Origin of the sequence: Sphaerisporangium sp. NPDC051011 (assembly GCF_040653595.1) — a bacterium.
GTDB lineage: Bacteria > Actinomycetota > Actinomycetes > Streptosporangiales > Streptosporangiaceae > Sphaerisporangium.
Map to the genome: position 1 here is coordinate 73,636 of NZ_JBFAGG010000016.1, position 9,592 is coordinate 83,227.

The 9,592-nt window shown below is 71.9% G+C and carries 13 protein-coding genes; 5 read left to right on the plus strand and 8 right to left on the minus strand.

Going from position 1 to position 9,592, the window contains the following annotated elements:
* Nucleotides 1-113: 113 nt before the first annotated feature.
* Genes AB0H21_RS31455 through AB0H21_RS31465 form a run of 3 tightly spaced genes read right to left on the minus strand, consistent with a single transcriptional unit; the run spans nucleotide 114 to nucleotide 2,964 of the window.
* Entirely contained in the window at nucleotides 114-728 is a 615-nt protein-coding gene (locus AB0H21_RS31455) for a lactate utilization protein C (RefSeq protein ID WP_358523887.1), read from the minus strand.
* The gene (locus AB0H21_RS31460) at nucleotides 725-2,143 is read right to left on the minus strand and encodes a lactate utilization protein B (protein ID WP_358523890.1); all 1,419 of its coding nucleotides are present in this window, start codon (nucleotides 2,141-2,143) and stop codon (nucleotides 725-727) included. The genes AB0H21_RS31455 and AB0H21_RS31460 overlap by 4 nt, the downstream gene beginning before the upstream one ends.
* Nucleotides 2,140-2,964, minus strand: coding sequence for a (Fe-S)-binding protein (locus AB0H21_RS31465; protein ID WP_358523893.1), 825 nt, complete (start codon nucleotides 2,962-2,964; stop codon nucleotides 2,140-2,142). The genes AB0H21_RS31460 and AB0H21_RS31465 overlap by 4 nt, the downstream gene beginning before the upstream one ends.
* A gap of 251 nt (nucleotides 2,965-3,215) precedes the next feature.
* Here AB0H21_RS31465 and AB0H21_RS31470 point away from each other — a divergent pair, with 251 nt between their 5' ends.
* The 3 genes from AB0H21_RS31470 (at nucleotide 3,216) to AB0H21_RS31480 (ending at nucleotide 4,648) form a co-directional block, all read left to right on the plus strand.
* Nucleotides 3,216-3,416, plus strand: a complete 201-nt coding sequence (locus tag AB0H21_RS31470; RefSeq protein ID WP_358523895.1) for a hypothetical protein — start codon at nucleotides 3,216-3,218, stop codon at nucleotides 3,414-3,416.
* Between the two features lie 157 nt (nucleotides 3,417-3,573).
* On the plus strand, nucleotides 3,574-3,705 hold the full coding sequence (locus tag AB0H21_RS31475; RefSeq protein WP_358523898.1) for a hypothetical protein: 132 nt from the start codon (nucleotides 3,574-3,576) through the stop codon (nucleotides 3,703-3,705).
* A 121-nt stretch (nucleotides 3,706-3,826) separates the two neighbouring features.
* Nucleotides 3,827-4,648 carry an SRPBCC domain-containing protein gene (locus tag AB0H21_RS31480; protein WP_358523901.1) on the plus strand — a complete coding sequence of 274 codons (822 nt, stop codon included), beginning with the start codon at nucleotides 3,827-3,829 and terminating at the stop codon, nucleotides 4,646-4,648.
* On the opposite strand, the gene AB0H21_RS31485 is transcribed toward AB0H21_RS31480, so the two are convergent.
* The 3 genes from AB0H21_RS31485 to AB0H21_RS31495 form a co-directional block, all read right to left on the minus strand.
* Nucleotides 4,636-5,634 (minus strand): ABC transporter substrate-binding protein, encoded by a 999-nt coding sequence (locus tag AB0H21_RS31485; protein WP_358523903.1) that lies wholly within the window; start codon nucleotides 5,632-5,634, stop codon nucleotides 4,636-4,638. The two genes, AB0H21_RS31480 and AB0H21_RS31485, sit on opposite strands and share 13 nt — an antisense overlap.
* A 214-nt stretch (nucleotides 5,635-5,848) precedes the next feature.
* Nucleotides 5,849-6,880, minus strand: coding sequence for an ABC transporter substrate-binding protein (locus AB0H21_RS31490; protein WP_358523905.1), 1,032 nt, complete (start codon nucleotides 6,878-6,880; stop codon nucleotides 5,849-5,851).
* Entirely contained in the window at nucleotides 6,822-6,995 is a 174-nt protein-coding gene (locus AB0H21_RS31495; RefSeq protein WP_358523908.1) for a putative leader peptide, read from the minus strand. Before AB0H21_RS31495 ends, AB0H21_RS31490 begins: the two co-directional genes overlap by 59 nt.
* 211 nt (nucleotides 6,996-7,206) lie before the next feature.
* Here AB0H21_RS31495 and AB0H21_RS31500 point away from each other — a divergent pair, with 211 nt between their 5' ends.
* Nucleotides 7,207-8,136, plus strand: a complete 930-nt coding sequence (locus tag AB0H21_RS31500; protein ID WP_358523911.1) for an MvdC/MvdD family ATP grasp protein — start codon at nucleotides 7,207-7,209, stop codon at nucleotides 8,134-8,136.
* A gap of 75 nt (nucleotides 8,137-8,211) precedes the next feature.
* Nucleotides 8,212-8,856, plus strand: coding sequence for a response regulator transcription factor (locus AB0H21_RS31505; protein ID WP_358523914.1), 645 nt, complete (start codon nucleotides 8,212-8,214; stop codon nucleotides 8,854-8,856).
* On the opposite strand, the gene AB0H21_RS31510 is transcribed toward AB0H21_RS31505, so the two are convergent.
* Nucleotides 8,853-9,182: a hypothetical protein gene (locus tag AB0H21_RS31510; protein WP_358523917.1), complete on the minus strand. Its 330-nt coding sequence runs from the start codon at nucleotides 9,180-9,182 to the stop codon at nucleotides 8,853-8,855. The two genes, AB0H21_RS31505 and AB0H21_RS31510, sit on opposite strands and share 4 nt — an antisense overlap.
* 121 nt (nucleotides 9,183-9,303) lie before the next feature.
* A partial coding sequence (locus tag AB0H21_RS31515) for a PQQ-binding-like beta-propeller repeat protein (protein ID WP_358523920.1) occupies nucleotides 9,304-9,592 on the minus strand: 289 nt, incomplete at its 5' end.

A 9,592-nucleotide genomic window follows, 5' to 3' on the forward strand; every position in this document is an offset into this window, starting at 1 on the left:
CCCTGTACGCTACTGGCCTTCCAGACACAGCGGACGAAACAAATCACGGCGAAACACGACGGAACCCCGGCACGGCGGGCGATGGCCGTGCCGGGGTTCCGGACGAGGGGACGCTAGACGGCGATGATCACTTCCAGCGTGCGGGGGCCATGGACGCCCTCGACGCGGTTCAGCTCGATGTCGCTGGTCGCCGAGGGTCCGCTGATCCAGGTGAGGGGACGGGACGGGTCCAGGCGCGCCACCGCCTCGGGGACGGAGGGGACGATCCGCTCGTCCGGGACCACGCACAGGTGGTAGTCCGGGACCAGGGTGAGCGCCCTGCGGCCCTGACCCGGGCCGGCGTCCAGGACGATCGTCCCGGTCTCGGCGACGGCGACCGCGCAGCCGGTGACCACGCCGTCCGCCGCGTCCAGGAGGGCGGCGGTCAGCGGAGGGTCGTCCGCGAGGCGCTCCAGCGGCGCCGCGGCGCTCAGCCACCCCTCGGGCAGCCCGTCCGGGACGACGATCCGGCGCGCGCCGCGCCGGGACAGCGCGTCCGCGACCGTCGTGGCCACCTCGGCGGCGGGGACGACGTGCACGACGGCCTTGTAGTCGCGCACCCGGTCGGCGAACCGCTCGACGCGCCCGGCCTCGGGGCCCGTCGTCCGGTAGTCGCGCGGGACCTCGACCCGCGGCGCCCCGGCCACGGCCGCGCGGACGCGCGCCAGGACGCGCTCGCGGGAGCTCACTTCGCCCCTCCTTCGGTGCGGTCCCACCAGTCGCGGAAGGATTCCTCCGGGACGGCGGGGACGTCACGGGTGTCGGTCCAGGCGGCGCCCGGGCCGGGCAGCCGGCGCCGGGGCACGAGGCCGCGCAGGCGCGAGGCCAGGCGCTGCGCGCGCCGCAGGCGGGACGGCCGCTCCAGCACCCAGCCCGCCGCCTTCAGCCCCGCCCGCTCGGCCGGGGCGTGCGGGGTCCTGGCGCGCAGGTGGACGAGCACCTCCGGGATGTCGATCGCCACCGGGCACACGTCGTAGCACGCGCCGCAGAGGCTTGAGGCGTACGGCAGCGAGGCGTCCAGCTCCGAGGCCGTCCCCCGCAGTTGCGGGGTGAGGATCGCCCCGATCGGCCCCGGATAGACCGATCCGTACGCGTGCCCGCCGACCCGCTCGTACACCGGGCAGACGTTGAGGCACGCCGAGCAGCGGATGCAGCGCAGCGCCTGGCGGCCGATCTCGTCGGCCAGCACCTGGGTGCGGCCGTTGTCCAGCAGCACGAGGTGGAACTCCTGGCCCTCGGTCGCGCCCGTCCACATCGAGGTGTAGGGGTTCATCCGCTCGCCCGTGGAGCTCCTCGGCAGGAGCTGCAGGAACACCTCCAGGTCGCGCCACGTCGGCAGGACCTTCTCGATGCCGACCACGCTGATCAGCGTCCGGGGCATGGTCAGGCACATGCGGCCGTTGCCCTCGGACTCCAGCACGACCAGCGTGCCGGTCTCGGCGATCAGGAAGTTCGCGCCCGAGATGCCGACCTTGGCGGACAGGAAGCGCTCGCGCAGGTGCAGGCGGGCGGCCTCGGCCAGCGCCTTCGGGTCGTCGGTGAGGTCGCCGGGGGCGGGGCGGCCCCACTCGCCCATGTGCTCCAGGAAGATCTCGCGGATCTCGGAGCGGTTCCTGTGGATCGCGGGCACCAGGATGTGCGACGGCCAGTCGTCGCCGAGCTGCACGATCAGCTCGGCGAGGTCGGTCTCGTTGGCGGTGACGCCCTCGCGTTCGAGCGCCTCGTTGAGGCCGATCTCCTGGGTGGCCATCGACTTGACCTTCACGACCTCGGTCTCGCCGGTGGCCCTGATCAGGCCGGCGACGATCCTGTTGGCCTCGGCGGCGTCCGCGGCCCAGTGGACGTGGCCGCCCGCCCGGGTGACGGCCTCCTCCGCCTGGACCAGGTAGCGGTCGAGATTGCGCAGCGTCTCGTCCTTGATCGCCTTGCCCGCCGCGCGCAGCGCCGCCCAGTCGGGCAGCTCGTCCACGACGGCCTGGCGCCGGCCGCGGATGGTGTGCGTGGCCTTGCGGAGGTTGAAGCGGAGCTGGGAGTCCTCAAGGGCCTCCTCGGCGTTCTTCGGGAACGCGGGCATTCCGAGGAAGGTGCCCGGCCCGGCGCTCATCGCGGCCCTCCGTCCACGACGGGAACCTCACGGCCGACGGGCCCGCCCACGTCGCGTTCCGTCGCGGCGAGGATCTCGGCCAGGTGCATCACCCGGACGCCCGTGCGCTGGCGGCTCAGCGTGCCGCCGATGTGCATCAGGCAGGAGTTGTCGGCGGCGCACAGCACCTCGGCGCCGGTGGACTCGATGTTGGCGACCTTGTCGGCGCACATCGCGGCGGAGACGGCCGCGTTCTTGACGGCGAACGTGCCGCCGAAGCCGCAGCACTCGTCGGCGCCGGGGAGGGGGACGAGCTCCAGGCCGCGCACGTTCTGGAGGAGGCGGGTGGGGCGGTCGCCGACGCGGAGGCCGCGCAGGGAGTGGCAGGTGGGGTGATATGTCACCCGGTGCGGGAAATATGCGCCTACGTCGGCGACGCCGAGGACGTCCACCAGGAACTTCGACAGGTCGTACACCCGGGGCGTCACCTCCGCCACGGCCCGCGCGAACCCCGAGCGCCCGCCGTGGACGCTCGCGAAGGCCCCCGGCCGCGTCGCGCCCATGCCGTCCGCGAGCTTCGGGTACTGCTCCCGGACCATGGCCGCGCACGACCCCGACGGCGCCACCACGGCGTCGTACCCCGCGAAGACGTCCAGGAAGTTGCGCGCGAGCCGCACGCCCTCGTCGCGGTAGCCGGTGTTCACGTGCATCTGCCCGCAGCACGTCTGCCCCTCGGGGAACTCCACCGCGCAGCCGAGACGCCGCAGCAGCGTCACGACCGCCTTCCCCGTACCGGGGAACAGCGTGTCGTTCACGCACGTGATGAACAGGGCGACCCGCATCGGCACCCCTTCCTCGATTCCCGCGATTCCCACGACCCGGGCCGGTTCACACCGCCCGGCGCGACCTTGTCACGGTCATGTCGATCCATATGCGACCGTGTACCCCACCCCACACGTCCTCCCCATCGGATCACACAACTCCGGTCCGTGTTCACTCGATCACACATAGGATCCATGCGACGCCCCCACATGGGATCAGGGCACCGAGCCTATGCCCGCGCCGGCCCCTGACATCACGAAGGGAAAGTGATATGGAGTCCCCCCGCGACCGGCTCAGGTCCCGAGCCGCCGCGCTCGGCATGCTGGCCGCGCGCGCCCCACGCGACCCCGCCACGGAAACCGCCACCCGTCCCACCCGAAAGGCCGTGGACATGGGTTGCATCGCGCGGCTCACGGCGGGCTGGGGGCCGCGACTGGACGAGATCCTCGACGAGGACCGGGAACGCCCGTGATCGTCTATGCCGACTCGTCGGTGCTGGCCCGCGCCTACCTGTCCGACGAGCCGCACCACCACGAGGCCCGCTCCCTCTGATCACCCTGCTCACCGCCCCGCAGGACAAGGTGGAGGCCCGGGCCCTGAGCATCGTCCGCCGGCATGGGCTCCGGGCCATGGACGCCTGGCACGTCTCCATCGCCTCCTTGACCGTGCCCGAACTCGCCGACGGCGAGACGTACGGCTTCGCGTCGCGCGACAAGGCGCAATCCGAGATCGCTTCCACGTACGGCTTCCTCACCATCTGAGCAGCCCTTTCCCCGCCGTCTCGCCGGCCAGGGGCATCCCCTCGCGCGCGTTGACATGCAACCAACCGGCTGCCTATAGTGCACAGGCAACCAGATGGTTGCATGACCGAGGTGGCGGGCGATGGACGAGGTGTTCAAGGCGTTGGCCGACGGTAGTCGGCGGCGGTTACTGGACAGTTTGAACGCGCGGAACGGGCAGACCCTGCGCGAGTTGTGCGCGGGGCTGGAGATGAGCAGGCAGTCGGTCAGCAAGCACCTGGCGGTGCTGGAGGCGGCCACGCTGGTGACCACCGTGTGGCGGGGCCGGGAGAAGCTGCACTACCTCAACGCCGCGCCGATCAACGCCGTGGCCGAGCGGTGGATCGGCCAGTACGACCGTCGCCGCGTGCACGCGCTCGCCGACCTGAAGAGAGCATTGGAGCAGGAGCCGATGAGCAAGCCCGAGTTCGTCTACACGACCTACATCAACACCACGCCGGAACGCCTCTGGCGTGCGCTGACCGACCCCGCGTTCACCAGCCAGTACTGGGGCGTCGTCTTCGAGAGTGACTGGAAGCCGGGCTCGCCGATGACCTGGACCGTGTCCGGGGTGACGATGGCCGACCCCGAACAGGTCGTGCTGGAGGCGGACCCCTACCGGCGCCTCTCCTACACCTGGCACACCTTCACGCCCGAGTTCGCCAAGGCCCACGATGTCGAGCAGGAGCTCTACGAGAAGTGGGCCGCGGAGCCCCGCTCGAAGGTGTCCTTCGACATCGAGCAGCAGGGCGAGGTCGTGAAGCTGGTCGTCGTCCATGACGGCTTCGAGCCCGGCAGCGCCATCCTGGAAGGCGTCAGCGGCGGCTGGCCGCCCATCTTCGCCAGCCTCAAGACCCTGCTGGAGACCGGCAGCCCCCTTCCCGGGGGCGAGACCGGCAAGGCGGACGGGGCTCAGGCCGGCTGAGAGCGGTGCGCTACCGCCACGCCTCTGGCGGGCCGGTTCCGGGTGGATCCGGCCCGGGCGCGGCGCCTGGTGGTGGGCGCCTCCCCGCGCGGCGCGGGCACGGCGAGTGCCTCGGTGACCACGAGCGCGAGGTCCGGGTCCGCCGCCTCGCAGACGTCGATGGGACGCCGCAGCAGCTTCTGGGCGTACAGCAGGTCGGCGGCCTCCTGCTGCTCGTCGAGGAACCGGGACGTGACCGGTTCCAGCCGCCAGGGAAGCCGCGCCAGGGCGACCTCCCAGGCGTCCACGGAGCCGCCCACGGCCTCCTCGGCCAGGTGGGCCGCCTCGCGCGGGTTGTCCCTCGCCCATTCGTCGGCCTGCCGCAGCGCGCCGACCAGGGCGGCGACCGCGCGAGGGCGGGTCGCGGCGAAGTCGGGCCGGGTGAAGAACACCGAGCGGTCCGGCACCACTCCGGTCGTGCCGGCGAGGACCGCCAGGTCCGGTGATGCCTCGGCCTTGACCAGGTCGGCCCCCTGCGCCACCCACGCGGCGATCTCCCCCTTCCGCACCAGCTCGGCGGTCTTCGGGCCCGGGGCGCGCGGTTCGATGTCCTGGTACGCCAGGCCCGCGCCGTCGAGCAGCTCGGCGAGGAAGTGGGTGTGCCACGACCCCTCGGCGAACGCCACGGCCTTCCCCCGCAGGTCCGCGACGGCGCCGATCCCGCCGTCCGGGCCGGGGGCGGCCGTGACGAGGGCGCCGTGGCCGGGGCGCGGGGCGGAGGCGGCGACGTACACGAGGGGCAGGCCGTCGGCCTGGGCGGTCAGCGGCGGGGTGGAGCCGGTTCCGCCGATGTCGATCGTCCCTTCGGCCAGCAGGCGCGCCGTGCGGGTGCCGTCGCCGTAGAAGTACAGCTCCAGCGGCTCGTCGAAGGTGTCGAGCACGTGTTCCAGGCGTGCCAGGAAGAACAGCGACGGGTTGCCGTTGTGCACACCGATGCGGATGGTCACGGCCGCCTCCATGGGGAGGCGAGGGACAGGTGGGCGGGGGCCCGCTCCACGGTAAGCCGGGCGGGCGGGGCACCGGGAGGGAGGGCGGCCAACCCCGAAACGTCCTCCCCCTCCGGTGCCCCGAGGTACGGCGAGCCATCCTCTGAGCGCGCCCCGCTCGTCGCCGTACCGGCTCGTGGACGCGGGACGGCCGGTCCCGCGTGCGTGGTGCGGTTCATACGGTCTGTTTCTGGTACGTACGGCGGCCGGTGCGGGCGTTCGCGAGCGCCGTGCCGTCGGCCCAGGCGTGCACGTCCACGGCGGATTCGAGGAAGCCGTGGGCGCGCAGGAAGCGTTCCTGCTCGGCGAGCATGCCGAGCCGCTCGGCGGACAGGGCGATCTTGAGTCCCGGCAGGGCGACCCTGAAGCCGGCCGGGCCCGCCGGGCCGGACGGTCTCTCGAACAGGTCCGTCAGATCGGTCACGTCCACCGGGCTCGCGGGCGGGTGGTTCTCGCCCTGGAGGAGCACCGCCTGTTCCGGGTAGGCGGTGGCCCAGTCGGCGGCGTCCAGCACCACGCGCAGGAACCGCGCGACGATGTCGGGCCGCACGTCCAGGAGCAGCTGGTCAACGGTGATGAGCTTGAGCGTCCCGTCATTGACGCGGACCCGCCTGTCGGGGTGGGCACCGAGGTCGACGGCGACGGGCAGGCCGCGGGTTTCGGCGGCGCGCACGGCGGCCGGGCCCCGGACGTAGACCGCGTCGACCTCGCCGCGCGCCAGGGCCTCCAGCTCGGGGGCCCACGCGGCGTCGGCGGGCGTCGTGGGCAGGTCGATGAGGTGGGCGTCGTTGAGCGTGAGGCCTCCGGCCCACAGCGCGTTGCGCAGGCCGCGCAGGGCGGTGGCGCGCCGGACGTCGACGGGGACGTCCCGCCGCAGCGGCAGTCCGAGGCGCCGTCCGCGCAGGTCCTCCGGTTCGCGGATGGTGACATGCGGGCGCGTGACGATCACCTGGCGGGTCTCGGCCCAGGTGAGGCCGATGAGCCGGGTGGAGGCACCGCGCGAGCGGGCCCACAGGGCGGGGACGTTGCCGCTCTCGTGGAACAGCGTCCTCAGGGGCCGGCCCAGGTGGCTGCCCAGGCCGGGGGTCTCCCTGAAGGCGCGCACGGCGATGTCTTCGGGGGTGAACTCGTCGTCGAGCCAGCCGAGGTCAGCGGCGATCCCGGTCGCCGTTGGCTCGGGGTAGCGGGTGTACCACAGCTCCTGCATCTTCTTCTCCTGTCGTCGTCGGTCGGCCGGTGGGCGTCTCGGCGTGACAGAGAGAACCGGTGATCCGGCAGAGATCGACGTGCCGACGGCTGGTCAGGTGGGCGGCGCGGTTCACGTCTCCAACGGTAATCCCGCGCTCTCGACTTTGCAACTATCCCTACTGGTTTTGTCTGAAATACCTCATCCAAGCCAACCGCAAGTCCGGCCCACGTCTCGACAAGCCGCGGTCAAGTCCGCCGCGTCAGGGTGAGCGACGTCCAGCGAACGACGCCCGGCGGCCTACCGGCGAGGCGGCCCACACGGCGTACACGAGGGGAGATCGGCGCATGAGCGGCACCGTGCTCATCCTCACCGAGGATGGCGACACCCAGGCCCGGCACGTGGCCCGCGCTCTCACCGAGCGCGGAGCCGACGCGCTCGTCCTGGAGCCCGGCCGGTTTCCCGAGGCCGCCCGGCTCTCCATCACGCTCGACCCCTCGGGGGCCGCGCGGCGCGTGCTGCTCACCGCCGAGCGGCGCCTGGACCTGGACCGGCTCACCTCGGTCTGGTTCCGCCGCTCCGAGCCGCCCGTGGAGGGCCCCGTCCAGCAGCAGGACGGGTTCGCCTCCGACGTGTGGGACACGCTGGTCTGCGCCACCGTCCCCGCCTCGCGCCCGGTGATCCAGCGCGCCCGGCGCAAGCTGTACCAGTTGTCGGTCGCGGGACGGGCGGGGTTCGCGCTGCCGTCCACGCTGATCAGCACCGACCACGAGGAACTGCTGGACTTCTACCTCGCCCACCACGGGCAGATCGTCACGCGGGTGCTCGACCACCCGTGGGCCATCGGCGACCCGGCCCCCGAGGAGGAGCCTGGGACGCTCACCGACCCCGCAGGCACGGGCCCGTTCCCGCTGGTCGCACAGGAGCGGGTGCTGCGCAGGCTCGCGCTGCGGGTCATCGTCAGCGGCGCGCGGGTGTTCGCCGCCGAGATCCACTCCCCCAGGAGCTCGCGGCGGCTGCGCCCGCACGACCTGCCCGACGACGTGCGGAGACGCTGCCTCGGCGTCATGGCGCACCTCGGCCTGTCGTTCGGGACGATCGACCTGACGCTGACGCCCGAGGACCGGTACGTGTTCCTGGAGGTCAACCCCGGCGGCGGCTTCCTGCTGATCGAGGAGATCACCGGCATGCCCATCACCGACGCCCTGTGCGACCTGCTGCTGGCCGACACCCCGGATCGGCGGCTTCCCTGGCCGGGCTATTCGGGGCGCGGCTAGTTATCCGGAGCTTCCGGATGGCGCGGGTCCGATATTTCCGACTATGGTCCCCCGCGGACTGGCAGAATCGGGCGCGTGAGGGTACTCGTCGCGGACGACCAGGAGCTGGTGCGTACCGGTTTCCAGATGATCCTCGACGCGCAGCCGGACATCGAGGTCGTCGCGGCGGTCGCCGACGGGGTCGCGGCGGTGGAGCAGGCTCGGCGGCTGCGGCCGGACGTGTGCCTGCTGGACATCCGGATGCCCCGGCTCGACGGCCTGGAGGTCACGAAGATCCTCGCCGGGCCGGGCGTGCCCGACCCGATGCGCGTGGTGATCGTCACGACCTTCGACCTGGACGAGTACGTGTACGGCGCGCTGCGCGCCGGCGCCTGCGGCTTCCTGCTCAAGGACATCGGACCGACGCTGCTGATCGAGGCCGTCCGCGCCGCCGCCAACGGGGACGCACTCGTCTCGCCCTCGGTGACCGTCCGGCTGCTCCAGCACCTCGCCCGCCCGGCGGCCGTCCGGGGCAGGCCGCCCCGCGAGCCGCTGACCGAGCGGGAGTTCGACGTCGTCCGACTGGTCGCGCGCGGGCGGACGAACCAGGAGATCGCGGCCGAACTGTTCGTCTCCCTGTCCACGGTGAAGACGCACCTCAGCAGCATTCAGGCGAAACTGGGCGCCCGTAACCGCGTCGAGACCGCCGCCTGGGCCTGGGAGTCCGGCGTCGTCCGCTAGGAACACCCCGGCGTAGTGATGCCCAGAGAGCGGAGTTCCTCGTCGAGGGTGCGAACGTGCTTGTTACCCGCCCACGGCTGGAGGCGGGCACGAGCCTGCCGTACGGTCTCCGCGAGCCGACCGGAACTGTGCCTGGCGGTGACCTGCGCCGCGCCACGGATCTTGTCCACGGCGCCGGGAACCTCACGTTTCCAGGTGAGCGCCTCGGCGTAGTGGAGCAGGGCATGTCCTCGCGCGAGGTTGAAGGTCGTCGGCGCGCTCAGCGTGCGAACGACGGAACTGATCGCGTCATCAGGCCGACCCCAGTAGAGCTGGCAATCCCTCATCCCGCGTGCATTCCGCGCCGCCCGCGTTGGAGCGGTGCTTTCGCCCTGCCAGCCCTGTCTTCATTGCGCGCAACTCCCTAAGCTGGAGGTGCGGTGTTCCATGGGTGTGACAAGAATGGAACTACGCCATTATCGCGTACAGATTCTTGTCGTTGCTGCCGACGTAGACCACTCCGTCGGCAACCGCCGGGGACGAGTACACGATGTCGCCGGTGGTGAAGGACCAGCGTTTGCGGCCTGTGGCGGCATCCACGGCATACAGATTCTTGTCGAAGCTGGCGACGTAGACCACTCCGTCGGCAACCGCCGGGGACGAGAACACACCGTGGCCAGTGGTGAAGGACCAGCGTTTGCGGCCTGTGGCGGCATCCACGGCATACAGTTTCCCGTCGTGGCTGCCGACGTAGACG

Coding starts and splice junctions, on each gene's coding strand:
- AB0H21_RS31460 (WP_358523890.1), bottom strand. CDS start 2,143: ATGAGCGCCGGGCCGGGCACCTTCCTCGGAATGCCCGCGTTCCCGAAG.
- AB0H21_RS31465 (WP_358523893.1), bottom strand. CDS start 2,964: ATGCGGGTCGCCCTGTTCATCACGTGCGTGAACGACACGCTGTTCCCC.
- AB0H21_RS31470 (WP_358523895.1), top strand. CDS start 3,216: ATGGAGTCCCCCCGCGACCGGCTCAGGTCCCGAGCCGCCGCGCTCGGC.
- AB0H21_RS31475 (WP_358523898.1), top strand. CDS start 3,574: ATGGACGCCTGGCACGTCTCCATCGCCTCCTTGACCGTGCCCGAACTC.
- AB0H21_RS31480 (WP_358523901.1), top strand. CDS start 3,827: ATGGACGAGGTGTTCAAGGCGTTGGCCGACGGTAGTCGGCGGCGGTTA.
- AB0H21_RS31490 (WP_358523905.1), bottom strand. CDS start 6,880: ATGCAGGAGCTGTGGTACACCCGCTACCCCGAGCCAACGGCGACCGGG.
- AB0H21_RS31500 (WP_358523911.1), top strand. CDS start 7,207: ATGAGCGGCACCGTGCTCATCCTCACCGAGGATGGCGACACCCAGGCC.
- AB0H21_RS31510 (WP_358523917.1), bottom strand. CDS start 9,182: ATGAGGGATTGCCAGCTCTACTGGGGTCGGCCTGATGACGCGATCAGT.